The organism is Sulfitobacter sp. NFXS29, assembly GCF_040148765.1.
In the GTDB taxonomy this organism is placed as follows: domain Bacteria; phylum Pseudomonadota; class Alphaproteobacteria; order Rhodobacterales; family Rhodobacteraceae; genus Sulfitobacter.
In genome coordinates this window covers 15,732-40,771 of the sequence record NZ_JAGDED010000019.1, presented here as the reverse complement: position 1 = coordinate 40,771, position 25,040 = coordinate 15,732, and the positions used below count along the sequence as shown (strand labels likewise).

The following is a 25,040-nucleotide window of genomic DNA, read 5'->3' as shown; positions in this document are numbered from 1 at the left end:
ACACAGGGCGTAACGCCCCGCTGTAACAGACCAACTCATTGTAAATAAATGATTTCTTCAGGTCGGAAAACGCCAAAATGGGCATTTTACACCCTCTGTTACAAACATATTGAATGATTTCAATACCTTAGGCTTTGTAACGCATTACGCCCACATATGTCTTAATATCGGCGCACAATGATCAATAGACCTGTCTGTCTCGTATATACACTTTTTCTATATTTCTGTTACAGATAGATAAATATGTATAAATGATAGCTATTTCAGATGCTTACAGGTGTTACTTAAAGTGTTACAAGGCCGTTACAGCGTTACACCGTTGTTTTTAAAGGGTATTTTTTCACTTGCCCCCCTTCAGAAGCCAGATCTGCCCCTCCGCCGGTCGCAAATGGACTTTTTGCTTCCCACACCTCCACCCTCGATGCCATGAACTCGGTGCGTAAACTGAGGTCCCCCGATGGATGTCAGACCCCGCCCTTCCGAATTTGCGCTCTGCAGGACGGGTATCCGGCAGGAGCGAAAGGCTAGCACCCCGTCATTGCCATCGCCGAATTCCGCAGACGTCCGCGACTACATCAGAAATTTCGAGTAGGGACTGCCCAAGCACTGGAAGACGTGAAAAACAGAATCGCGCAGTCAAACCGAGCAGAGCATGGCCCCAAAGGGTCGTTACTCCGGAAGGCCCTTGGAGCGCACCTCCGTTTCAGAAGAATTCAGGGCAGGGAAATCTACGATGAAGGTCGTCCCCTCCCCTTCGGCAGTCTCAAATGTGATCTCCCCAAGATGCTGGTCAACGATCGCTTTCACAATGCTCATTCCCAGCCCATAGCCCTGGAGCGTGAACGTGAGTCTTTCGACACGCTACACCCCATATCTCTACGTGAGCTTCGACTTCGCTGATGAAGGCTCCAACTTCGATCTGAGCGCGGACCAGAAAGCGGCCTTCGAAAAAGCCATTGAGACCGCGTCAAAGGCCGATGCCATCGCGGCCCAGGCCGCCCTGATCGAAGATGTGATGGGGTGGTTTGAAAAATATTGGCTTGAGGCGACCACCGCAGATATCTGCAATCTGCAGCGCCTCGAGTTGGGCATCAAAGATGAAGACCTCTTTTGGTGCCGCCCTGACATTGGCGAAGATGAGCAGTGTATCGCGGTCTATGACGCCGGTGACGGCGAAATGCTGGTGTGCATCGAAGGGTCCAATCTTATTGAAGAGGAAGAGGACCCTTACGGCTACATCACCTACGAACAGTACAATGACGTTCCGGACACGCCGGACGATTATGCGCTGATGAAAGAGGCCTTTCTGGTCGCGGCGGGCATCCAGGCCCCCTTTGCGGGCAGCCGCTCGAATATGGATCAGCCCTGGTAAACAGGGGCTTTCTACGCTCCTGCCCCCGCTCTTTCTCTTTTTTTAGGCAGAGCGGGGTTTGCCCCAAGCCCCCCTGCCCCGATGCATCAGCACTGCGCGCACAGACCGTGACGTTATCCACATAAGAAGCCCCCTCCAAACCTATTCATCTCAAAACCAGCGCGTAGCTCCCCCCTAGACACCCCAATAAGGAGTAGGCGCAAATTGCCGAACATGCCCATGCCGGATCAGATCAAACACAAACGCCGCCGTTCAAAGGCGGAACGCCAGGAGAGCGCCGCAACCTCCCGCACCTATGATGCGAACAAACGCGCACAGGGCTTGGTGCGCACCAGTCACTGGGTGGCCAAAGAGGACCTTTCTGCCGTCAAATCCTTCATTGCCACCCGCGCGCAGCTGCGGCGCGACCGCCTGGCGCAGACACAGGTTTTTGCGGAGCTTGAAGCCTTGAAGCCCTTCAAAAAGACCCCGCGCAGCTCAAAACACGACCCCCGCCAGACAAGTTTCGACTTCGACTAGGAAAGCCCGGCAGCTTCTGGGGGGCTATTGGCGCCCGCACCTATGCCATAATTTGCCCGCATTCCCTTAATAAGGGAACTAAATGAGCCAGACCGAAGCGATCAACAGCAGCAACGTGAACCAGCGCCCCCGTCTTGGTCGCAGGCTGCGCATCGGTTTCTCAGGGGCGCTATTGGCGCTCACAATGTTTCTCGCCGGAAATCACTTGGCCGCTTTAGACAAAGCCTCTCACATGAGATCCTCGCGCGCCCATGCAGCAACGCCTATCGCAGCCACGGATTTGAGCAGCACAACCCAACTGGCCACCCCCTTTTGCACGGATAAGGGCGTGTTCAATTGACCCGCCCTCTCACCGATCTTATCTGCACGCAGGCCCCGTCACGCCCCCGGCCAATCCCAGCACGGGGTATGACGCCGCCAGATCAACGATAACATCAACGCCGCCGCAAAGATCGGTAACTTCAGGTAAACCGACAGGCCAGACGGAAAGGGTGAGATGCCCCCCGACACCCTCGGGTCTAGGCCAATCGTTAAGATATCCACGACGGACCCAGAAGGCAAAATGCGGCGACAGCGACAGCGCAAGTCTACCCTAACCACCCCACTTGACGGGGTTGGTGTACACTTAGCATATCTAAATGGTTCAGATGGCCACTCTCCTTTAGGAGAAACCATGGAAGGTGGACACAGTCATGGCACAGCACCACCGGCTTACGGGCGGGTCTAGAGACGATCACGAACTGATCCATCAGAAAGGACGACTGTATCCATCGGGATATCCCATGGCATCGGAAAAATTGTCGGAATGAGACAATTGGAAAATCCGACACCGATAACCTTCGGGAAAGGATCGAACTGCGCCAAAGTCCGGTCGTAATATCCCCCGCCATTGCCGAGCCGAAAACAGGCGTCGTCTACGCCCAACAAGGGCGAGATTACGACGTCCGGCACCCCTTCTGCGCCGCGCGCGGGCACCGGAATGTTCCAAACGCCGCGCGCCATCGCACAACCTGGCTGCCAAGCGCGAAAGCTCAATGGCGCACCTTTCTCCGCGACAACCGGGAGCAAAATAGTTGCGCCCGCGGCATGCGCCTTGGCCATCCAGTCGCGCAGGTCCGGTTCGCCTCGAATTGGCCAGTAGACTGCGATCCTCATACCCTGCTGCGGAGCAACGAGGGTTTCGAGCTTTGCGGCCAAATTTTGCGTCTCTTCGGCACGCCGCGGAACGGATAAGTGCCGCCGTGCCTCTAGCAGACGGGCACGCTCCGCCGCCCGAAACCGGGCCACATCCCGCATCCTTATTGGATCGACTGGGGTCCCATCGATCAGCAAATGCGCCATGCACGGGGCCGATCCGCCTGTCTCACCATCCTGCATGATCGTCCCCTCCCCGACCCAACATCAGTGATGCCTGATAGAAGATCGGGGTTTAGGTGCCGCCGCGCAAGGGCGTCGATCAAGTCCGTTCGCGGGAAAAAACCATCGTAGACATCACCTGCGCCACCGCGCGCAGTAACCACCGGCAATCAATATCTCTCCAATGTCACGTCCATCGGGCAGCCGGCAAACGCCGACTTCGCGATCATAGCTACGGCGTCCTTCCAAGCTGCATCGAAGCTGAACGCCTTTGACAAGCCTGGTGATGTGCCGCGTTGCGCGATCGCCAGATGCACTGCCGCGTTCAGCACAGTCGAGATTGGCAATCCGGATCGGGATGAGACCCACAACAATAGTATCACCGTCCCGGACACGGGTAACTGTGTCGACAAGCTGGCCGCCAGACGATGCAGCTGCAGGTTCTCGTATTCCATGACGACCCTTCCACGCGTTACCGCCAGTCCATGCGCCTCCCCCTCTTAGTATGCGCGGTTTGTTGGGCTCCTGCGACATGCCAATCTGCTGCTCAGGACGCAGCACGATCGCCGATAGCAAGACTGCGCATCCAATCATCGGCAGAAAAAATGACCAACCGTTTTTGCGGCGGCGGAAATTTGTGACCTTTAACATGCGGGCCAGTTTGCCGGGAAAATCGGGCAGAAATTCGGCCAAATAGGTTCAGGCGAAGTCCGGTTTGAAAGCGGTCATCCTCCCTCTGCGATGCAGCGCCCCCTTCTTGGAGATCAACGCGCCATAGCACGCGGCGGCTGAAGCTTAGGTTGTTTCACTGGCGTGCCGAGCAGTTCAATCAGGGGCCCCAAAAACTTGACTGGTGTCGAGTTTTACAGAACCCTTAAGTGGTAACACTCACTGGGAGGCGGCAATCCATCTAGGGGAGGTCTAACGTGAACAATTTCTTTCTCGGCTGCGCTGCCGTGCTCGCCTTTGCGAGTTCTGCTGCTGCACAGGATATCATGGCGATTTATGACGCGCGGCTCGATCCACATGATCTTGTCAACTCGAGCGGCCAGCCGTTGGGCAGCGTCTGCGCTGCAGTTCAACAAGACCGGGCCAATTACCACAGGTTCAAAAACCGCGGGCAGGTCGACGACTCCGATCCGATCTTTGCTGACAAAACAATGCGAGCGCGGATCGCCGGGAATTGTGTCATCAAGCCAGGTCATGAACACCTGCACACAGCCGTCTTCAGTGGCATTGGATACGGAATTATTGTGCGCGTAGAGGTGCTCAACGATGCTGGGACATTGAAAGTCCGGGTCAGTGAACGCGCCGGCTAGCTTTTACAGTTCAAAGAGCTTTGGAGCATCGATTGGCGCGTGAGCTGGCTGGCCATGACCTCCCCCGAAGCTCGGCGGCCCCTGGTTGGGCATGCTCGTGAAATGCCCCTCAAACCCAAAGCGATTACATGATATCATGTAATCTCCTTATCACCCCAGAAGACGAGGCGCGTTTGATCTTCTCTCAGCACCCTTTTGATAGGCCGTGCTGACATCAGCGCTCTCGTCAGCACTCACCCCATAAAACCAGGGAGCTATCGATCCCGCCTGCCTGCAGCCCATTCCTCCAAGATACGTCGTATCAATTCCGGCCGCGTTGGCAGATCCTCCTCCGCCCGGCGCGCTTCATCAAGCGTTTCTATCAGCGCTGTCGGCATCCGGACCATGACCGGAGCGGTGTCCGTTTTGGGTCTTCCACGTGATTTCATAATATTACTTATTGACAGGTTGATTTCTTAGTATCATATATAAACACATGGACGGCGGAGGCGCAACTCCACCGCCCATGCTCACCATTCTGACTACGAGGATATCATCATGGCTGCTAAAACCTCTACCACCCCTACCCGCGCGGCTGAACCGCTCAATCGCTTGATCCGGCTCGATCGGCTGGAATTCCGCAAGCTCTTGGACCTTTATTTTGAAGCCCTGCGGGCGGATTGGATGTATCACGAGACCCGGCAAAACCTCGGCGCCAAGGCAGCGACGGATCAAGGGCATGCCGCGGCTTCGGCTTGGAGCGCCTGCACAATGTCGCTTCTCCTCCTGCAGGACATGCGCACCGTCGACCCCGATCTCCGCGCGGCCGTCGACGTTCTGCTCAAGACTTGCCCCGATCAGATGCCAAGCAGCGGTGACCTCATGCGCTGCGGAACCGAGATGCTCGCGCTCGCAGACAAACACAAACGCAGCGGTTCAGACCTGCTCCCGCTTCTCGATGAGGCCTTTTGCTTGCTTGAAGCCTATCACGGCAATCAAGCGCTGATGTCAGCGCAGCAGGCTGCCGGTTCCGGGGCGGCTTAATCCGAGCGCCTTAATTTGTAGGCTCACGCGGCCCCCACCCCCAACTTTACGCATCTTCGCACACCGGGCGCTGCGCTCTGTGCCATTGGTCATGTCTTTTTCTTCGGAGTCCTTTATGCTCCTTAGCAAATTCACCTATCCCTTTCCCATCGATGGGAAGTTCCAGCACGTCTTCAAAGGTCCCCGCCCCGCACATTGGAAGGACGCTGCGACGCAAAAGGGTTTTGAGTTGATCGGCCGCGCTAAAGATCGATTGCACGTCGTGCTCGGCTGCAAGGTTTGCGGAGCTCCAACCCTAAAACGCGTCAGCGTTGTCCTCGGTCACAATCCAGAATGCCCGCATTGCATCCAAGCGCGGCGATCGGCGGCGGCCCGGGCCATCGGAGCCGAGCTAGTCGGGGCGGACCCCAAAGGTAATCGCCATTATGGCCTCTTCCGGTTTGGCGGCGGCCACACGGATCGGCGTCAGTATCATCGCATTGAAGCCGCTGCAGCGGGCGGGCATCAGGCAAGCTGCTCTGCATGCATTGAAGATCGGTACGCGGAAGAAGCGCAATGCCACGAGTGGCAACTCATTGGCCCCACGGTACGCAAGGGGCTGAATTATCGTCGTTATCAGCACGTCTGCGGTCATTGCCAAGACGTCGCAGTCGTCAATATGCGCAATGGCGATCTGGATTGCGCAGACTGCGGTGAAACCTGGGCCTCCAAGCCTAGCGAGATCTATATTCTCGCGTTCACGCTCCCTACTCTTCCAGTGATCAAGCTCGGCTACAGCAGCAACTCAACGTTCCGCATGCGACAAGTCCAACGTGATCCGGATCTGACGCGCGGCTCTCTCCTGCGCAAAATCGACGTTGAGACTGGGCACCGTGCGATCTGCGTCGAAAAGGCCCTTCACAGCCATATTCGCCGCAACCGCCCCGATCTCATCGTGCCGCCGGAGCTCTTCCGCGACCACATCCGCACCACCAGCGAGCTCTACCATCGCCACGGCAAGCCATACATCGAAGCGCTCCTAGATGCCGTCGACGGCGGCTGGGACCCCCGCGGTCAGAGTGCTGCAGCTTAAGCGCTCGCGGAGGTCGCAGACCGGCGGCCTCCCTTGCCCCTTTAATCCCGGGCTCTCGAGCAGGCTTCCCTGCCCTCCGACCACCCACGTCAACGCTCGCTGCGGCCACCTTTTGCGCTGCGTCGTTCTGGTGAGACATACCGAACCGCAAGCCGTGCAGTCGGCCCATGGATACTCTCATGGGCACTTCATTTCCCGCACCGATTGTCAATCGGCAGGCAATCGTGGGTCCGACTCAATTTCTGTGGCGTCTTTCATGCGGAATGCGGGCCAAGAGCAGGTCGATACCCGCGGCACCGTACAACTGTCGTTTCAGTATTTTCAGCCGGTTGATCTGGCCCTCTGTCTGACCGTTGGACCAGGGCTCTCGAAGCGCCGCCTCAACCGCGTCGAGATCCGCAGAGAGACCGCGCGAAAAAGCCGCCAGTCCAGACGCCTTTGCCTTATCCAACCAGTCAGCCAGCCCGTCTTCCGCGCCGTTGCGGACCATGGAGGTGAAGGCCTCAAGAAGCCGACGATCCTGCGCCAGTTGCGGGAGAGCGTGTTCAATCTGAGCGACCTGAGCGACGAAGATGCTGTCAGCTTTCGAGAGATGATGCCGACCAGAAGTCATCATGCGAGCGATCTTGCGACTTGGAGGGCATTTGCCTGAGCCCTGCGCGATGGCAGCTTCAGCTCGTCGCTGGCGTGTGACCCATTCGCCGACCACGCGGAGACTTCCTTGAAAACCGTCCGCTCGCAGCCGGCGCCAAAGTTCAGCGCCATTGCGACATCCGTCTTGCCAATACTGTTCGAGCTGCGGGAACCAAGGGGTCAGGCTGCTTTGCTGCAGCCTGAAGACGTCATCCCGTTCACCGCGCAGGACGCGCCGAACCAGACCTCGGCTTAGACCCGTGATCCGGACGATCCGCTTGAGGGGCACGCCTTCGGCTCCCATCCACTGGATCAGCACATTGGTTTTCTGACGCCGTTGAAAGCCTTCGAATTGCAGGCGTTCCGCCGCCGTCAGAATATCGGGATCCAGCTCGGCGCGGCAGACAGTTCTTCGTATGGCCGACATCGCTCGACGGACGCTGGCCAGAAACGCATCGCTCGCATTCTGCAGGAGATGCCAACGGTCAGCAACTTGGGTCGCATCAGGAAGTGCTTCGGAAATCGCTTGTCTGTATCCGCCATTCCGGTCTCGCGCGACGATTTCGATCTGCGGATGCTAGCGCAGCCAGGCGGCGACGGTCGCAGGCTCGCGATCCGGCAGTAGGTCGATGACGGCACGGCGTTCGAGATCGCAGATCAGCGTTCCATAGCGCTGTCCTTTGCGCCAAGCCCAGTCATCGATCCCGATGACGCGCGGTTCATGGCCCATGGTCCGCACACCTGACGCTGCCCCGCGGAGAAAGGTATCCTTGCTCACACAGAACCGAAGACGGCGTCCAAGTGCCTGAGCTGGCCGACCGCCCATCGCGCGCCCGAGGTAGGTGACGAGGTCCTGAAATCGACCGGTCCGACGACCATGACGACGCGCAAGGCGGTCTGGCACTTTCTCACTGAACGTCGTGAGAAAACAGTGCGGCGCAACACAACGGATTCTTCGCACCGACAAACGCACCTGAACTGTGCGACCATGCGCTGGAAAATCCATAAGGTGCCGGACGTAACGTCCATGCCGACGAAAAGACCGCTGCCCACAACCCGGACATATCACTTCAGCGTCCATAACTTCTGCATCAATCGCAAGGATCGCGCCGTTCACGTTATATCCGGTGGCGCGAAGACCTTCAGGCAACAGGCTGGTGTCAAAACGCATTGTCATGGTGATCATCCCCTTCAGCATCTACGCCAAATGTAGGAGTGGGGCCGTCAAACTTCACACAATGTGCGCCGGGGCCAAAATTGCATGCTTGTTCACACTCCGGGCGGGTTGCAACGGTTTGTGACATGCCAGTCTGCCGCCAGAAACCGCTTCTTGATATCTGCCCGCCACTGTTCCGCAAACGGCCCACGCTGTCACAGACTAGAGACCTTCGACGCTTGGAAGGAAGCCGCAAGCAGCTAACGCTCAATGACCGACCAATCCTTCGCTGCCGGCAAGTTAAGTTGACGACGCTGCCTGTACATTTCCCGCATATCTGGCACGTTCGTTATCCGTGATAATGTACAACATCGGCGCAAAAATCGCCGTATCACCCGGCACGGCTACGAGCAGGCAGATAGATTCGGTAAAAATCGATCCTGGTAACGCTTTTTACCGATTTACAGGTTCCAAATGTCCATGGATCCCACTTTCGGACGGTATGTAAGCTCTGCTTCAAGAACCGCTTTATGCCAATTTGCGCTTCGATCGCCGCACCAGACAAACTGACGCCCCACATTCAGGGACGGCAAACTCAAGCCAAAGTGAAGTGCCTGTGAATAAGACGACTGCGTGGTATTATTATATATTTCAAAGCACTTGCATCCGTTCTTTGTTCGTTACATTAACTTCTTGTGATGGCGCTCCTTGTTTATGTCTCCGGTTTTTCAGACACAAAATCCGTAATTCTTCTTGAGATTCAGATCTACCCGGGCCATAGCTTGTAACAAGATAAACACAAAAAGACCGCAAAAGCCGTTTCTTGATCCCTAAACACTCGAGAAACGCCAATTGAAGGTCGAGGTGACGGGCAGACAAGAATGATAAACGCACTTCATGATAAGCTACGCGCAGACTCCGGAAGGCTATCGCAGGCGCTCGACAATATGTCGAAGCTCTTTCTTGCTCCAAAGGAAGAGAAGACCCTCAGGGCCTTCTCGGCAGCGGAGGTTGCAGAGCTACTTCGGGTTAGCGGGGGCTACCTGCGCAAATCGCATTTTGAAGGCAAAATTCCTGAAGTTGCCCAGAGCACCGGGAACAAGCGCTCCTACACCGCTGAAGACGTTCTGAAGATCCGAAAGATCCTCGATAAGAACGCCAAGGATCCCCATCATTTTCTTCCAGGACGCAAACCTGGTGATAAGCTACAAGTCTGGTCGACCGTCAATTTCAAAGGGGGCAGTTCGAAAACGACCTCATCGGTTCATCTTGCATTTCGACTTGCGGCGCGTGGATATCGCGTTCTGTGCATTGATGCCGATCCCCAAGCTTCCCTGACAACCTTCTTCGGGTATCAGCCTGAGCTGGATTTCAAGGAAGGCGGAACGCTCTATGACGCGCTACGCTATACAGACGGTGATACGATCCGCGTCCCCATCACAGATGTGCTGCGCAAAACCTATGTGCCAAACCTTGACCTCGTACCGGGCGGCATCATGCTATCTGAGTTCGAGACCGAAACGCCAATGGCGCTCAGCCGCGGCGAACAGCCCGTTTTCTTCAACAGGCTGGGGGATAGCCTCCGTCAGGTCGAAGACGACTACGATATCGTCATCATCGATTGCCCGCCACAGCTGGGCTATCTGACTATGGCGGCCGTATGCGCGTCCACGTCTCTACTAATGACCGTGATCCCTGAACGGGTCGATCTTGCCTCGGCAAGCCAGTTTCTCAACATGGCCTCCGGTGTTCTCGAGGTCATTCATGGTAACGGTGGGATCGCAAACTACGATAATTTCGCCTATCTGCTGACCCGCTATGACACCGGAATCAGTACGCAGGTCGATCTTGCTGATTGGATTCGGCAACTGCTGGGCGATAGTGTGATCCCTACTCCTTTCGTAAAGTCCTCGGCAATCAGTGAAGCCGGGCTTTCGCAAAAGACGATCTTCGAGGTGGATTTGGCCGGCGCCAAGAACCGCAAGACCTATAACCGCGCGCTTGAAAGCGTCATCGGCTTTTCAAACGACGTCGAGAAGATGATCCAGGCCGCTTGGGGAAGGAATGTATCAAATGAGACGTGATCTGCTCGCTAAAAGCCTCAGTCAACTCAACGAGGAGCCTTCGCCATCCGAAGCTCTCGCGCAGCCCCCCTCCCCTATCGTGGAAGAGAAGACTAAAACGCCAAGCGGACCTAAGTCCTTACAAGCCATGTCCAATGTATTGAGCCAGGTCTCTTCCCAAGCCGCTCAAATGGTGGATACACGTGAGATCGCAAATTCCGCGCTGCAGGACCGTTTTGATACGAGCGATGGACTTGACGATCTGATTGGATCGATCAGGGCTTCCGGACAGGAGATCCCGGTTCTGCTACGTTATAGGCGCGGCGCCGGTCAGCGGTATGAAGTGGTCTATGGGCGGCGGCGTATCGCGGCTTGCCGTGAGCTTGGCATTCCGGTGCGCGCGCTCATCCGTGAGATGGAAGAGCGCGATGCCCTCATGTCGCTTGCACGTGAGAACTCCGCGCGCCTTCAGCGGAGCTTCATCGAACAGGCAGTTTTCGCTACGCGTCTGGAAGAGTACGGCTTCGATAAAGATGAGATTTGCGGGCTCCTGGCGGTCGATAAAACGACATTGAGCCGCCTCGCTACTGTGGCCCGTGATGTGCCAATCGAGGTTATCGAACGTATTGGCTCTGGCCATGATATTGGCCGTCGGCCATGGTTGGATCTTCGCAAGGCTCTCAAAGAAGCTAATGTTGTTGATACCAGCAAGCTGCTCGAGATGATCCCTGATGAGGAGGACCCCCTTAAAGCTCTGCAGGGTCTCATTGACGCGCTTCGCACAGCCACCTTGAGCGAAGAGGCGCAGCAACAAGGAGCAGCCGCGGTCAGGCGCACTGAACCGTTGACCGTGGGTGATAAGCCGGTTCGCTTCATCAGGAAGCGCGGGAAGATCACAATCGAGACAACTGAGGAATACGCAACTGATTTCATCGAGTATCTTGAGGACCAGCTTCCTCAAATATTTGACAGCTGGTCAAGCAAATTTCCCAGCGGCCAACAAGCTAAGTCATTGATTATAAAGGATTGACCATGGTCAACTCATCGCCCTGAACTGCAACAAGAGCCATAATGGCCACGTAACAACCATGGAGAAGAACAAAGAGAAAGGAGGCAGACGCAGCGCAAAAAGAAACCCCCCGAAACCGAAGTCTCGAAGGGTCCCATAAGATTTAAGCACCTCATGGATACCTTGCTAGAGAATCGTTTGCAACACCGTTTTCGGTGATTGGTATCTCTTTGCCGTCTGAAAATGTATGAGCTATGCTACAACCACGGTACTTCATGCCGGGGAGCGGAGGAGCCATGCCCCTACCCGCCCTGGACCAACCCCCCAAGTAACTCGGCGCGATCTCATGACCGCGGTCAAAAGCAGCTCACCGAGCTATGGAATGACGCCAAGTACAATCCTTGTTCTTGAAGCGCTATTGAGCTTCCTCCCCTGCCGGGATCGCCAAACAGGCCAAGAGGCCCCGCTTAGCTCCGACGAGCTTCTTGTGGTTTTTCCCTCGAATAAAGCCATCTGTGAACGCGCCAACCGCATGAACGATCGAGTGCTTCGACGCCACATTGCGAAGCTCTGCGATATCGGCTTCATCACGCGCAAAGACAGCGCCACCGGAAAGCGTTTCCCGCTCCGGGTCGGCGGGGTTGTGCGTGACGCCTTTGGCTTCGATCTGTCACCCCTCCTCCAAGTCTACCCCAAGCTGGTTGCCGAGGCAGCAAGGCTCGATCTTGAAGCCGAAGAGCTTCGCTCAGCGCGTTCCGTGGCGCTGGCAATTCGGGCTGATCTTCTGCGCGCACCTGAGCAGTTGAACGCAGGACAGATCGACTTTCTCGCTGAGGTGAAGAAGATACTACGCCGAACTTCATTAAAGAAAGAGGAGGTGTCAACTTTGGTCTACGAAATGCGCGCGCTGAAATCTGCCATTGAAGCGTCTCCTCCTGCCGTGGATGAAGACTGCCAGGTCTCTTCACCCCATCACAGCACCCACTGCCCTGCCCCGGCCGATCAGCTGCGGAATACAGGCCTCAATGAAACCACCCATCGTGAAATTGACCGCGGCCAAAGCTCTGCTGGTTATGAGCTAGAGCATGAATTTGCGCCGGCCCGGTCAGGCAGTTCACCACGCCGAAAAGTCAGCTTTCTGCGCGATGAATGCCCCCAAAGCGGGTTCGCGGAGACGCCGAAAGAGTCCGGCAAGAACGGTCAAATTGTCCGCCAAGTAGAGTCCATAAAAATAGATCCTACTATGAAAGCACCCAACGAATATACACAGCTTGTCGATGCATGGGAGCGTTGTCCAAATATTGCCAGCCTCTACCCGAACGCAGTCCAATCACCGTCTCGTCTGCGGGAAGCGGTTTTTCTATTTGGATCTTTTTTGAGTTTGAAAAATGAAGCCTTGGCGAAAGGTGTCGCTTCAATCGGATGGGCGAACATGCTGAGAGCTTTGGAATATCTGGCTGAAAATGCGGTACGCATCAAATCACCGCCCGCCTATTTCACCTCGATGATCGATGGCTTCATCGCGGGCAAACCGGTCGCAGGCATGCGATGAGTCCGACATGAATATGGCCGTGGCCAAAATTGACCGCGGTCAATTTTCCTGAATTTGATACCATTCTGTCTTGGTATATCGCGTCCGACCTGAAACCTGACCGCAGCCATTCGGGATCAAATGTACATCCCGAAAACTTCGGTGTCCACGGAGAGTAGTTCAGAGGTCTCAGATATGATCGGAGCTTCGATGTCCCGATTGTCCAAAGGCACCGATCTACCGGGAATAAGCTTGCCGTCGACATTAACGTGTTCCGTCGATCAGATTCTCACAAATTTCGCGGCCCGAGCCGAAATGAATTTGCTTACCTGAACAACTACAACAGACATTCTAAATTCTTCTGAGTAGCTCCGATTGTTGCTATCTAGCTTGCGTGAAAAGGCTCAGCCTGTGAAAAAACAGATATTCTCCAAATCCCGAGCTTTAGCAATTCTCCGCCCTGCGGAATCTGGCTTGGCTCGCAGCGGCCCCATTGTTGAGCCAACCCGCATGTTTAAACCGGTTTTCGAATAGTCGGGCTACTTTGCAGATAGTAGATTCGCGAATTGCTGTTTCCGATTGCTGGTGGTCCCGCTCCAGGAGCTTCAACCGGATCAGCAGAAGGGAACGCCGCGTTGGCGAATTGACCGCGGACATTTTTAGATGCTGGGTAGATGACCGGCTCGGCATCCATCCTCAGCCACATGCAATCCGGGATATGATCCGACACGCTTTCACGCCCCTAAGCATGGGCGACGCCCAGAACTTGATGCGGGAACTCCACCCTAACGCTGGCCTGAATAGGAAGGCTCACGCCGCACGGCGTCCAGAAATTATCATAGAGGTTAGCGATGGTTCGTTTTCCGAGGTGCGTGTAGTGCCGCCTACGCTTATCAGAGGTGCCGCGTTTTGGCTGACTGGGCTCAATACCGGATTCGTCGGAGGCAGGTTGAAATCGCCCGCAAAGAAAGCCTGGTTGCCTTCAAAGCTCTCATTTAGCCAAACGAGGCAGGAACGAAGGGTAAGCGCTCCCTCCGCTCGTTCAGCAACCGATTTCTCATATTTTAAGTATACCGCGGCCAAGACGAACTTAAACCCATCGGCGGTCTCGAAGTGCGCAGAGATGGGATCTCGCACGAAGACTTCGCGATCATCCAGATAGAGAACGGCGTTATCGACCCAGTTTATTCGACCTGTGCACTAAAGGGAGGTGTAGAACGCTTTGTAGGAGGCATGGGATAATAGAGCGTCCCATCGCGCCGGTCTTAGCCTTGAGCGCCTAGGACAGTTGATCCGCGCCTTCGACGGTCATGACTTCTTGAACTGAGATCAAGCCAAATTGGCCCACGACCTGTACGACCGCGGTCAAATACTTTCCCTTATCCCATCCTAGAACTTCGATATTCTAACTTGCAACAATGGCGTCCGCGTAGACCGGGGAGGAAAGCTGAAATACAAAGTAGAGTCACAGAGAACTTTCTGATTGTAGTATCCAGTATTATTTTTCCCAGACGCGAGGTGACTTCTTCCTATCGTCTTCCGCGTGGGGCAGGGGCCGCAGAAACGAGATAGCGACGGGAGAAGAGGTTACATGACGGCTGTTCTTAGCCCAAGATCGGCCTCCATTGACCAAGACTTAGCGTTGGCATATATTGCCAACAAAGGAGACCTGTCCCATGGTGACACGCAACGTTGTCTTGACCGAAACCCAAGACCATCTGGTTCAAGCACTAGTGGCGTCCGGGCGCTACCAGAATGTGAGCGAAGCCATGCGCGCTGGCCTGAGGTTGCTCGAGCAGGAAGAGGCGCAGATCGCGGGCATCCGCCAAGGGCTTCTCGAAGGTCTGGCGCAGGCCAAGGCGGGTGATTTCGCTAAGGGCAGCGGCAAAGATGCGATCCGTAGGGCCTTTGCGACTGCGCGCGCGCGTTCATGAGCCGATCCTTCCGGCTGACCCGTCACGCGGAAGCCAGTCTCACCGAAATCGCCAGATGGACGATCGAAACTTTCGGACCGCGCCAAGCAGAGCTTTACGAGGCCGAATTGCTCAACCGCTGTGAAAGTATTCAGTTTGGCCAAGCGCATAGTCGGCGTTGCGAAGCTCTCGTTAATGATGTCGAAGACCTACGGTTCATAAGGGCAGAGGAGCATTTCTCGGTTTTTCTAGATCGCTCGGACGACGTCATCATCGTGGATATCCTCCATTCCCGCAGCGATCTCTCTCGCCATATTGCTTCACTTTCGGCTTTGAAGTCTGAAGACTGCTGATGCACGTTACAATCCGGCTGCCTTCGTCATGTTCACTCTGAACCGGTCGCGTCGACGTTGATAGTGGCGGGTCATTTCGGCCGTAGCGTGGCCGAGCTGCTTCTGGGCATAGCGTTCATCAACCTCTACCGAACTGGCGAGGCCGGCACGCAGCGAATGACCGGAAAATAGCGCGAGCCGGTCTCTTTCGGGCAGGTCGGAACGAATTCCGGCGTCTAGGACCGTGCGTTTGATCAGCCGCACAACATGCTTGTCGTTTAACCTCGCTTCGGATGCCCTTTTGCCATCCCGCGAGGTGCCGACAAAGACCGGACCGAAGTCGATCTTTGCGAAGTGCAACCATTGCTCGAGCGCATGCACGGGGCAGGTTTGATCCTTGGACCCGCGGCCAATCTCGACCTCACGCCAGCCAGTCTTGGCATCGAGGGTGAGCAGGGCGCCCTTGTCGAAGATCTCAATCCAGCCGCCCGAGTCCGGCGTGTTGTCCTGGTGAACGTCTAGGCTGACAATTTCCGACCGCCGCAGACCGCCCGAATATCCGATCAGCAGGATGGCCCGGTCTCGCAGACCGCGCAGGTCGTAGGCCAAGGTGGCCACCATCGCGAGAATGTCCTCGGCCAGGATCGCTTCCTTCTGCAGCGGCGGACAGGCGGGTTTGCGTTTGATCCCGGCCAGCACGGTGGCGATGTGGTGGTTCTTGCGATCGAGGGCAAAGCCGCGCTGCGTATAGTTCCAGGTGAGGCCCGACAGGCGGCGGTCGATGGTGCTGACCGATCGGGCAGGGGAGGGGCCCGCTCCGAATGCCAGGTCGGCGAGGTAGAGCCCGATCATTTCAGGCGATGGCGGCAGAAGCTCCGCGCCCTTCATCCGACACCATCGTGCGAAATGCGCCCAGTCCGCGGCATAGGCTTTCAGCGTGTTGTCAGAAGCCGCGGCGCGTGCGTAGTCGCGAGCGGTATCCGCCAGCCGGTCGAGGCTGCCAGAGCCAGCGACAGCGGGCCGGGCGATGCCGTCGCAATTTTCTTGATCGCTCTCGTCGACGCGAGCATCATCAAACTCATTGGGTGGCGCTGACGTCGATTTTTTGATCTCTGAGGGCATTCTTCACTGAGTCCGGCGATGAAATGGAACTGTTTCGCAGTATATCTTTTCATGTCCGATGATGTAAACTTATTGGACATAACTTTGACCAACAAGATGCGGCGGTTCAGGCGCTATTATCTGGAGATAAGCGCCGCGTAGGTTTAGGCTATCAGAATGAACGCGGCCGCCAAACTTATTATGGGCGATACCATGAGCCTACAGCTTCTTCCCCATTGGATCACTCTGCAAAGAGATGCAGACCCTGAAACTGTTGCTTTTTTATCTGGCGCGGCGCTGGCTACGCTAGATGCGGTGTTACGCGACCCAAACGGTACATTGCCCTGTGCCTTGTTGCGGGATCGAATGGCTCTGGATTCTGCTGTGGCTTGCTTGAAGATCGAGGGTCGCAATGAATCCGGGTCCGATATCCGTGACGCGGTGTGTTTAGCGAGGGCAGGAGATCGGCTGGGACCTGCGGGCGAGATGTTTATGGGGTGGCGTAAGCTGGCGCGGATCAACTTGGGTGTCAGTGGATGGAAGGGGCGGGTGGAGAATGCGCTACCAACAGCGCTGGCCCACGAGGCTGTGTCCATGCTTGGAACTCGATCGGGCACACCGGTGGGACAAGCAAGCGACATCTTAGCAGAGCTGTTGCCCCGGTTCCCACGAGAAGAAGCGGGAGCATTGATGTTGGCGGATGTTGCTTTGGCCCGTGCGGTCGGTTGGGTTCGGCCTGTGCCATTATTGGGGACGCATATGGCGCGCAGGGATATCCGCGCAATTGCGTCTGGGGCGGGTGAACCTAGGCTTTTTCTACATCGTGCGATGGTTGCTGCTTGCGACAATGCCATCCGTTTGGCGGCGGACCTAGACCTGCGCGTTGCAAAGTTGCGGTCCATTGCGCCAAAACTGCGGGCCAAAGGATCAGACGCTGCGTTGGCTTTGTTCCTGAGCCACGATGCGGTGTCACCGTCAGGCATGTTAAGCCCGATGATCCAGGGCACATTGATGCCGATGACGGATCGCGCGGCGCGCCGTCTGTGTGACCGTTTGGTGGAATTGGGCCTCGTGCGGGAACTGACTGGCAGGCCGACGTTCCGACTGTACGGGGTATAAGCATGGCCAAGGAAACCTCTGTGTTAGACACTGAATTAGACGACCTGCCCCCGGAATTGCGCTGGCGTGAATGGATGGGCCGGATTGAAGCGGTGATTTTTGCGAGCGCTTCGCCAGTGCCGCGCGGGGACTTGGCGCGCGTTGTGGGGCAGGGAGCCTCGGTTGACCTGTTGATCGAGGATATTCAGACTGATTTAAGCGATCGCCCCTATGAGTTGGTCGCTGTAGCAGACGGCTGGTTAATGCGAACGCGGACGCGATTTGCTGATGCCATTCGCGCGGCGGCCGATGTGGGCGACCAGCATCTGGATTTGGACGAATTTGAAGTCGCTGTGCTCGCATCGATTGCCTATCACCAGCCGCTGACGCGGGATGGGTTGAAGGATATTTTTGGCAAAGACATCAGCCGTGATCTGATCGGAAGGTTAAGGGCGCATGAGTTGATCGCCACGGGTCCGCGTAGTCCAAGGGCGGGGGCACCCTATACCTATGTGACGACGCAGAAGTTCCTGATGGCGTTTGGGATGGAAAGCCTCCGTGATTTGCCCGACCGCGGCGAGCTAGAGGATGCTGGCTTGGCAAGTTGACACACAGAAGCCTATGAGTGTGCAAATGGTGGGGCTTCTAATGAGCAAATGGTGGATGTTCTAATAGACAAATGGTGGGTTCTCTAATAAGCAACTAGCGGTAAGGAACCAGACCCCTCATACGAGGGGCGTTTTGCAAAGATCGAAAGGGAAGCGCCGGTCCATGAGTGATACAGAAGACTATCTGCCAAGACACCTCATTCCAGAGCTTGAAGACGCGATCGCATCAGCGCGTGTAGTTAACCTCGTCGGCCCGAGGCAGGTTGGTAAGACGACACTTGTAAGAGACCTGTTTGGCAATGGCCGTTTTATCACTTTGGATGACGCTGCAGTCTTAGCCGCCATTGAAGCTGACCCAGAAGGGCAGCTCACCAGTTTAATGGAAGACTTGGACCACGCACCGCTTATCATCGATGAGGCTCAGCGGTCTAAAAAGCTGGCTCTGGCAATTAAGAGGTTGGTCGATACCAATCGACGCAAAGGGCAATTTGTACTTACCGGATCCTCCAATGTATTTACGACCACTGATGTCGCGGACTCTCTCGCAGGCAGGATGCGCACACTCAAGCTCTGGCCCTTGTCAGTTGCGGAAATCAAAAGAGCACCTGTCAGCCGCCTAATGGATTGGGCGATGCAAAAAGACCCGAAGCTGGGACAAGTGGCCGATCCAAAGCCAATCACCCGAACTGATTACATTGATTTCATTCTGGAAGGTGGGTTTCCCGAAACCAGAACGTTGCCAATCAGATCCCGTCAGCGGCAGTATAGGGACTATATTGACGCGGTCGTTGAACGCGATGTGGCAGATATCACGCCGGTCCGAAAACCAGATGCGCTGCGTATCCTGATAGACCAAATGGCGACACGGTCGGCTCAAGAAATCAACGCGTCCGAACTTGCCAAACTGACCAAGCTGCAACGCGTTACGGTCGAGCAATATCTGGACATCCTGATACGATTATCGATGCTCACCAAACTGGGTGCCTGGACATCGGGTGAGGGCAAGCGGGAAATCAAGAACCCAAAATATCACTTCGCAGATTCAGGCATCGCTTGCGCCCTGCGTCGCTTCACTGAAGATACCTTTACCATCGACAACAATCCGCAAGCCCTCGGCGGTCTGCTGGAGAGCTTTGTTTTGAACGAACTGCTGAGAGCCGTCCCAATGCAGGATGCTGACTATCGGCTCTATCACTGGCGCAGTGCGGACCAGCGGGAGATTGACATCCTGATCGACGGCGGCAGCCACCTGGTCTGTGTCGAGGTTAAGGCCTCTGCATCGGTCAACGGTGATGACTTCAAACATCTCAAATGGTTCTCAAAAGATGGGCCTGGCTGCAGCAGGATATGTACTGGGATCGTATTCTATTTGGGCCAAGAAAAGCTCACCTTTGGTGACAGAAGTTTTGCCCTCCCGGTGAGCTCTCTTTGGAGCGACATTAATGTATGAGTTGCCATACCAAGTCACGATGTGACCTGCGTGAGTCTGCTCTCGTCGCGACGTGGCCAAGAGCCTAGTCATCGAAAAATTATAAAGATTTGAACTTCTACTATTGTGATGCTCACGCAAAGCGGCCCTGGCGTGTTCCGCGGCGACCTGAGCTTTTACACCAAGGATGACAGGCTGATCGGGCTGTCGCCGCAGCACGCCGGTGCATATCATTGCCGGAGCCTACGACATGACTTACACCCACGAGGACGCCGCACGTACTGCAAAGGCAATCCCGGGCGCGACCCTGTTCGTTATGGACGAACTTGGCCATTTTTCGATGACCGAACACTCGGAAGGGTTTAGTCCTTTCTTTGCAGGGTAATCCCCCATTTTAGCGGGGGCTTGGTCGTAGAAACTACGCGGCGAGGGGGGGGCGTTGGCCGCGTCGCGCCAGCAGCTTGATGTCATAGGCTTCGTATTTTCTGCCAACTTTACAGGGATCGGGTTTCCGTGGCCGCTCTCCGCTCTACGAATGAGACAGGCCAGTTTGAGTGTGGCACCCGCTGAGCTCATAGGCGTTAATCGCTGAGTTGAACCCGGAGATCCAATAGCCCTTATCGAAAGCGGTCGTCATCTCATCGCGCACGCGTTTTCTTTCGGAAAGCGCCTGATCGAGATCGTTTGAAAGCAGGTCGCCGATGTTTTCAGGGATTTTGATGTGGAGAGCCACGGTTGTATCTTCACTCTCGCCGCTCGATCCTTTGGCGAGGCCTGTCACTCGCTTAGAACCCAAAGTCCAGTCCGCCACGATACGGTCCGACGCGACACCTGCGTTGATGCCCTCCATTTTGCCATAGCAATCTGGCAAATAGGTGTCTGCCGTCGCTCCGAGCCGCGCGATGTTGAGGTTCGCGTTGATGCGACGCAGGGGGTCGAATGTCCAACGGACTGAGGTGATCCCGCGCGCCAGACACCAGTCGCGTTGATACCATTTCAGGTGTGCGCCCAGCCCCATCCCCCGGCTGTCGGGGTGGACGGCGAGGCGGAGGGAATGCTGCACCTGCGGATCCTTGTGTAGATTTCCACGCAGAAGTGAGCCGGGTAAGCAGATAATTTCCACTGAGATTTGAGCCACGGGGGGTGCGGACCAATCTTCTCATTCTCCTTAAGCTCGCTAGACGCCTCACGGTGGCGGACACTCTCCTGTCAAAGAGAACTTAATTTCTGCCTTGAAATCAGTAATGCGCCCACGGGCTATTACAGCTTCATCGGCAGCAAAAAACTGCCATCCTTCATCAACTCGGCCACGGCTTTCTAGCTTCGTTTGATCCTCGAGAATGGCCCGAGCCGAAACCCATTGCTCGTCTAACTTACTCATGGTGACTGTGACTCGCTCGCCAGGCGATGTTTCGAAATCTATTTCCACCCCCAAAAGCTCATCTGCATCGCTTCGCTCACAAGACAGAATGCGGGCAGGGACCACTTGCCCGCCACCGACATCAAGCTCTATCTGCCCCTCACCAAAGATCTCCGGCTGCGGCGCCTTATCATCTGTTGGCGGGTTTGCCGTTTCGCTTGGTTCAATCGGTAGTGCCGGTCCAGCCAGTGCCGCCTGAGTTTCCGGATCCCATGATGGAGCGTGCTCGTCAGGCTTCTTCGGCATGTCTGCCTGGAAGTCGATCCGGACAGGGTCCTCCAGGGACCGGCCGTCTTCAGCACGAAGCGTCGTATCCACGACGGCCGTGTAGTTCGCTTGAGCGTCTGGCAAGCGTGGGGAGATCGTCAAAACCCTCCCTGCGGAGATGAGCGTGATATCTGCGTCCACCTGTGCGCCATCGGCCAGCAGCGTAACGGCACCCAATGTGTCGGCGTCGATGGCCACGTTGAAGTCAAGGCTCGCCCCCTCTCCGGTGCCGGGCCAAGTGAAGAGTGGCAAAAGGGGGGCGTCAATCTCAACCGGCAAGCGCATGGCGCGCTCGGTCAGACCATCGTGGACAATAATCTCGAATGCCGCTCTGGGCCCTGGCATCAGCGCCTGCGGATCAGGCGTGAAGCTCGGCTGCGACAGGAGAACCGCAAGCTTTCGCCAAACCTTCCCGTCGGCGGTAAAGTTTACCGTATAGGTGACCGCGTCACCCGGGACAGGATCCCAAGCAAGGGTATCTCCTGCGCGAAAGGTTGAGCCGGGCCTATGCGAGGTGACCTCTGGAGTCGCCAAGGCGCTGTTGGTGCGGCTTTCGGCAAGTGCTTCATTCCCAAGCCGCAGGACAACACGAGCAGGCTCCCCGACCACCGGCACGGTGACGGCAAAGGGTTGCAACTCATCGCCGTCGAATCCTCCACCGACAGCAGCGCGCGCCAAAACATGACCGGCCGCATCTTCGACAAGGATTTCATGAGGGCCAGCGCCATAGAGTGCCGATCGTGGGCCTGGCGCATTGATGGTCGGCAAGAGCACAGGGCTCTCCTCATCAATCAAGCCGGACACCATCAGCCAGCGCTCATCAAGCGTTTCGGGGCTATCGCTCAACGAGGCGCGCCAAAGAAGCCCATCAGCTGAATGAGATGCTCTGGCATGACGGGTCCTCGATGGATCCAGATGTTGGGCGCGCTCACTGCGAAGTGTGTCAATCATTTGCGGCATTTTCTCGATCAGCCAGTCATATTGATTTTGGTCGATCCAGAACTCAGAGCGAGGCGTCACGATGCAAGGGAACATCAGATTGCGCAATGCCGAGGATTCCGCGTTGCCATCCTCGCTCGATTTCTGCCAGCCGGCCCCGCCATTCAAAGATATCCGCATTCCATCGATGCTTGCCGCTTCTGTGGTGTTTAAGGTTTTACAGATTTCAGCTCTATGAGACTCATTATCGGCGTAGGGCGTGTGAGGAAGCGCAAAAACATGGCCAACCTCATGAGCGATGAGCGGCACGGTGAGGACCGCGGGTTCCGTTCTGCCAAAAAGCGCAGCCGCTGGCATCAAGATCATATTTCGATTGCCACGATGAGATATGCGCAGTGACGACGGATCCGGATGATCCGCGTGTTGTGGATGAGGATCACCCGGGTGGCGGATCAACGTCTTAGGTTGCTCGTAGAGCGCAAAGGCCTGTCCCTCGCCACCCGAGCTCGCAGGGTGGAGAGTGACGAGGATGTCAGATGTGGTTGATGCGGTGAGGTATTCGTCGAAAAGCTCGAACAGCTTCCCTCTGTTGCCGTGGTTTTCGGGGCAGTCATACTCCCCCACACCAGGGAAAGAACAGATAGTCCTCGCAGGGTCGTAGCGGCCCTGGTAGTGACTGGCCACGTCCGCAACCGGATATATCTGATTGATGAATGCGCGCTCGATGCGCGCCGCCCTGTGCAAGGAGGCGGCCACCTCATCCGTCATACCACCGTCCGCCCATTCCAGATGTTCGGCAAAAAAATATGCGATACTCAGCTGATCGATATGCCGCGTGGCATAGTCGACCTCTTGCTCCATTACATCAGGCGCAACTTCGACGTCTTCAGGGTAAGGGTTGTCGGGATGGACCTCGGCCCGAAAGATAGTGGGATTCTGACTGCGCGAGGGCGACCAGTCAAATAGGTTGATCGTATGGAGGCCGTTCTGCCGATCCGCGTCGGTATATTGGTCCGTGCGCTCCACCTTATGCTTCTTCTCGGGAAAGATTGTTTGATCAGTTGCGCTCAGAACTTCGGCACGCACTTTATAATCAAGGACCTGCCAATCAGGGTGAATGTCCTCGAGTTCTTCCCACTCGAAATGGATCCGGGCCGCAGCTGGCTTATTGTAGACTAAGGGCGCGTTGCGCATCACCTGATAGATGCCAAGCCTGACCTCCTCCGGATCGACGATCGTGGAAATATAGAAGACGTGTGGCTCTTCCAGATATTGACGATCCCTCCCGCGGATACCCTCATCACCCCCCAGGATCGCGATCTGGTAAATCACGCCAGGACGCAGGCGATCTCGGGGCGTGATGCGAAGTGATTTGGTGTTTTCCGCGCCTGTTTCATCGACGAGACCGAGATCGACATCTACGAACATGAACTCATTCTCAGCATCACGGGTGAACATGGAAACAGAACCCGGCTCGAGACTTCCTTTTGCAAGCTCATCGCTGAACTCGACGAAAAACTCCGCGCCATCGAGGACGACGTTTTCCCGACCGTTCGCGGGGATCTGATCGACCACTTCGAATGTGTCCGGCTCATCGCACATCATTCGGTCAAAAATCTGCTCTGTTTCGGCGGTGCGATCCAGGGTGAAGTTGGCGCTCAGATTCACCCTGTCTTCATAGGCCTCATCCTGACGGTCGTAATCAAATGTTTGATCTTTGACCGGCGCCACCACGGTCATGAATTCGCCCTCTAGGCTGAGAGTAAAGCGATCATCGCTCCAACGCGTCACGATGCTTGCAGGGCTCTCAATCTCTGCCCCATAGGATCGATGAACCTGAAAGTCACTCCTTCCGGTATCTGCAATCTGGTTGATGAAGGTGACCCCGCCGAACCCGGCCGGCACATCCTCAATGCCGGTCTTTGTCACCATGCCATAGCCACCACCCTCAGGGCCGCAGGGGATGTCGCTGATCAGAATTTCCGAGAAGGTTTGGTCGTCACGATGCCGGTGATCATGCAATATGACGCCGAACATGCTGCTGTTCTCATAACCCCGGCGCGGAAAGACCGCCATTCCGGCCATCTGCCCGTCACCCTGCGAGATCGAGCTGCCGCTGATAGTTCCTTCCCAAGTCCCGACGAGATCGTCGCCATGGAGGACATCATAAGCATCCTCATAGGGCGCATTCGGATCCCCCGTCTGAGCCTTACTGCCCAGAGGAAGGATGGCGGCCGTCAAGGCGAAAACTGCCGCCTTCGACCATGAGATCTTCGTTTGATGGACCATCACATCTTCCCCCTTTTTACTGAAACCTTATAGGTCTTTTTGATCTACCCGCCCTGGACCAGGGGGGTGTCAAAAATCCCTTCGACCTGCTTGCAATCATCAGGATCGATTTCTGAGAAGAAGTCCTCTTTCCGACACATGAGCGCAGAGAAGCTGCCCGATGCGGCGGGGGCCTCACCTTCGAGGGAAAGGTTGTCGAAGTCGACCTGGACCTCTGCCTCATTGCCTTCGCTCATGTAAAACGGTGCGTTCATCCCTTCAGGCCACCAGGACACGGTCTTTTCCATTTGAGATGCGGAGGCGCTATCTCCCATGACGGAAACCTCGAGGGAGAGGACATTGTGCATCCTGCTTTCAGCGTCAGGGTCATGGGCCTGAATGGTCACCTTTGTCATAGGGCCGAAGGATTGGAAGGAGGCTGTTGCGCTTCCTTCACTGGGCACCGACAGGGTTTCTCCCTGATAGGCGGTCCCATCAATGCTTGCCTCAATCGCGCCGATTGGCTCGGCCGCCTGAGCCATGCCGGGCAGCGTGAGCGCGAGAGAGGCCCCTATGATGGCCCAAACCATCGCATTACGTCCTTTGGTCATG

Annotated in this window: 23 protein-coding genes and 1 pseudogene; 15 read left to right on the top strand and 9 right to left on the bottom strand. The window is 56.1% G+C overall.

Annotation, left to right across the window (positions count from 1 at the left end; all coding sequences use genetic code 11):
- Positions 1-669 precede the first annotated feature (669 nt).
- Complete coding sequence (locus J3456_RS18980; protein WP_349581792.1) at positions 670-816, bottom strand: ATP-binding protein; 147 nt, start codon at positions 814-816, stop codon at positions 670-672.
- Positions 817-844: 28 nt separating this feature from the next.
- On the opposite strand from J3456_RS18980, the gene J3456_RS18975 reads away from it, so the two are divergent.
- From J3456_RS18975 to J3456_RS18965, 3 genes are all read left to right on the top strand, one after another.
- Positions 845-1,372: a hypothetical protein gene (locus J3456_RS18975; protein ID WP_349581790.1), complete on the top strand. Its 528-nt coding sequence runs from the start codon at positions 845-847 to the stop codon at positions 1,370-1,372.
- Between the two features lie 204 nt (positions 1,373-1,576).
- Complete coding sequence (locus J3456_RS18970) at positions 1,577-1,891, top strand: hypothetical protein (protein ID WP_349581788.1); 315 nt, start codon at positions 1,577-1,579, stop codon at positions 1,889-1,891.
- A gap of 82 nt (positions 1,892-1,973) precedes the next feature.
- The gene (locus tag J3456_RS18965) at positions 1,974-2,231 is read left to right on the top strand and encodes a hypothetical protein (protein ID WP_349581786.1); all 258 of its coding nucleotides are present in this window, start codon (positions 1,974-1,976) and stop codon (positions 2,229-2,231) included.
- A 383-nt stretch (positions 2,232-2,614) separates the two neighbouring features.
- Here J3456_RS18965 and J3456_RS18960 read toward each other — a convergent pair whose 3' ends face one another.
- Together J3456_RS18960 and J3456_RS18955 are read right to left on the bottom strand one after the other, a co-directional pair.
- Positions 2,615-3,268, bottom strand: a complete 654-nt coding sequence (locus J3456_RS18960; RefSeq protein ID WP_349581785.1) for a 5-formyltetrahydrofolate cyclo-ligase — start codon at positions 3,266-3,268, stop codon at positions 2,615-2,617.
- Positions 3,269-3,417: 149 nt separating this feature from the next.
- The gene (locus J3456_RS18955; protein ID WP_349581783.1) at positions 3,418-3,702 is read right to left on the bottom strand and encodes a hypothetical protein; all 285 of its coding nucleotides are present in this window, start codon (positions 3,700-3,702) and stop codon (positions 3,418-3,420) included.
- A gap of 471 nt (positions 3,703-4,173) precedes the next feature.
- On the opposite strand from J3456_RS18955, the gene J3456_RS18950 reads away from it, so the two are divergent.
- A complete protein-coding gene (locus J3456_RS18950) occupies positions 4,174-4,566 on the top strand; it encodes a hypothetical protein (RefSeq protein ID WP_349581782.1) in 393 nt (130 codons plus the stop codon).
- Between the two features lie 254 nt (positions 4,567-4,820).
- On the opposite strand, the gene J3456_RS18945 is transcribed toward J3456_RS18950, so the two are convergent.
- Positions 4,821-4,943, bottom strand: coding sequence for a ribbon-helix-helix protein, CopG family (locus tag J3456_RS18945; RefSeq protein ID WP_349581796.1), 123 nt, complete (start codon positions 4,941-4,943; stop codon positions 4,821-4,823).
- A gap of 160 nt (positions 4,944-5,103) precedes the next feature.
- Here J3456_RS18945 and J3456_RS18940 point away from each other — a divergent pair, with 160 nt between their 5' ends.
- Positions 5,104-5,589: a hypothetical protein gene (locus tag J3456_RS18940; protein ID WP_349581781.1), complete on the top strand. Its 486-nt coding sequence runs from the start codon at positions 5,104-5,106 to the stop codon at positions 5,587-5,589.
- A 115-nt stretch (positions 5,590-5,704) separates the two neighbouring features.
- Positions 5,705-6,661, top strand: a complete 957-nt coding sequence (locus tag J3456_RS18935) for a hypothetical protein (protein WP_349581780.1) — start codon at positions 5,705-5,707, stop codon at positions 6,659-6,661.
- 235 nt (positions 6,662-6,896) lie between these two features.
- Here J3456_RS18935 and J3456_RS19495 read toward each other — a convergent pair.
- Positions 6,897-8,471: pseudogene (locus J3456_RS19495) on the bottom strand (ISL3 family transposase).
- An 860-nt stretch (positions 8,472-9,331) separates the two neighbouring features.
- On the opposite strand from J3456_RS19495, the gene repA reads away from it, so the two are divergent.
- From repA to J3456_RS18900, 5 genes are all read left to right on the top strand, one after another.
- Positions 9,332-10,534 carry a plasmid partitioning protein RepA gene (repA, locus tag J3456_RS18920; RefSeq protein ID WP_349581778.1) on the top strand — a complete coding sequence of 401 codons (1,203 nt, stop codon included), beginning with the start codon at positions 9,332-9,334 and terminating at the stop codon, positions 10,532-10,534.
- Positions 10,524-11,543 carry a plasmid partitioning protein RepB gene (repB, locus tag J3456_RS18915; RefSeq protein WP_349581777.1) on the top strand — a complete coding sequence of 340 codons (1,020 nt, stop codon included), beginning with the start codon at positions 10,524-10,526 and terminating at the stop codon, positions 11,541-11,543. Before repA ends, repB begins: the two co-directional genes overlap by 11 nt.
- A 226-nt stretch (positions 11,544-11,769) precedes the next feature.
- Positions 11,770-13,074 (top strand): helix-turn-helix domain-containing protein, encoded by a 1,305-nt coding sequence (locus tag J3456_RS18910; RefSeq protein WP_349581776.1) that lies wholly within the window; start codon positions 11,770-11,772, stop codon positions 13,072-13,074.
- Positions 13,075-14,729: 1,655 nt separating this feature from the next.
- The gene (locus tag J3456_RS18905; protein WP_007121495.1) at positions 14,730-14,987 is read left to right on the top strand and encodes a type II toxin-antitoxin system ParD family antitoxin; all 258 of its coding nucleotides are present in this window, start codon (positions 14,730-14,732) and stop codon (positions 14,985-14,987) included.
- Positions 14,984-15,319 carry a type II toxin-antitoxin system RelE/ParE family toxin gene (locus tag J3456_RS18900; RefSeq protein ID WP_349581775.1) on the top strand — a complete coding sequence of 112 codons (336 nt, stop codon included), beginning with the start codon at positions 14,984-14,986 and terminating at the stop codon, positions 15,317-15,319. The genes J3456_RS18905 and J3456_RS18900 overlap by 4 nt, the downstream gene beginning before the upstream one ends.
- A gap of 6 nt (positions 15,320-15,325) precedes the next feature.
- Here J3456_RS18900 and J3456_RS18895 read toward each other — a convergent pair whose 3' ends face one another.
- The gene (locus tag J3456_RS18895; protein ID WP_349581773.1) at positions 15,326-16,420 is read right to left on the bottom strand and encodes a tyrosine-type recombinase/integrase; all 1,095 of its coding nucleotides are present in this window, start codon (positions 16,418-16,420) and stop codon (positions 15,326-15,328) included.
- 156 nt (positions 16,421-16,576) lie between these two features.
- On the opposite strand from J3456_RS18895, the gene J3456_RS18890 reads away from it, so the two are divergent.
- The 4 genes from J3456_RS18890 (at position 16,577) to J3456_RS18875 (ending at position 19,919) form a co-directional block, all read left to right on the top strand.
- Positions 16,577-17,518, top strand: coding sequence for a DUF1403 family protein (locus J3456_RS18890; RefSeq protein WP_349581772.1), 942 nt, complete (start codon positions 16,577-16,579; stop codon positions 17,516-17,518).
- 2 nt (positions 17,519-17,520) lie between these two features.
- Positions 17,521-18,105 carry an SMC-Scp complex subunit ScpB gene (gene scpB, locus J3456_RS18885; protein WP_349581771.1) on the top strand — a complete coding sequence of 195 codons (585 nt, stop codon included), beginning with the start codon at positions 17,521-17,523 and terminating at the stop codon, positions 18,103-18,105.
- A gap of 163 nt (positions 18,106-18,268) precedes the next feature.
- Positions 18,269-19,555: an ATP-binding protein gene (locus tag J3456_RS18880; RefSeq protein ID WP_349581770.1), complete on the top strand. Its 1,287-nt coding sequence runs from the start codon at positions 18,269-18,271 to the stop codon at positions 19,553-19,555.
- Between the two features lie 229 nt (positions 19,556-19,784).
- The gene (locus tag J3456_RS18875; protein WP_349581769.1) at positions 19,785-19,919 is read left to right on the top strand and encodes an alpha/beta fold hydrolase; all 135 of its coding nucleotides are present in this window, start codon (positions 19,785-19,787) and stop codon (positions 19,917-19,919) included.
- A 144-nt stretch (positions 19,920-20,063) separates the two neighbouring features.
- Here the strand turns inward: J3456_RS18875 and J3456_RS18870 are convergent, their stop codons facing one another.
- The 3 genes from J3456_RS18870 to J3456_RS18860 form a co-directional block, all read right to left on the bottom strand.
- Positions 20,064-20,597 (bottom strand): hypothetical protein, encoded by a 534-nt coding sequence (locus J3456_RS18870; protein ID WP_349581768.1) that lies wholly within the window; start codon positions 20,595-20,597, stop codon positions 20,064-20,066.
- A 123-nt stretch (positions 20,598-20,720) separates the two neighbouring features.
- Positions 20,721-24,449, bottom strand: a complete 3,729-nt coding sequence (locus J3456_RS18865; RefSeq protein ID WP_349581767.1) for an Ig-like domain-containing domain — start codon at positions 24,447-24,449, stop codon at positions 20,721-20,723.
- A 44-nt stretch (positions 24,450-24,493) separates the two neighbouring features.
- Entirely contained in the window at positions 24,494-25,039 is a 546-nt protein-coding gene (locus J3456_RS18860; RefSeq protein ID WP_349581766.1) for a hypothetical protein, read from the bottom strand.
- Position 25,040: the final 1 nt, after the last annotated feature.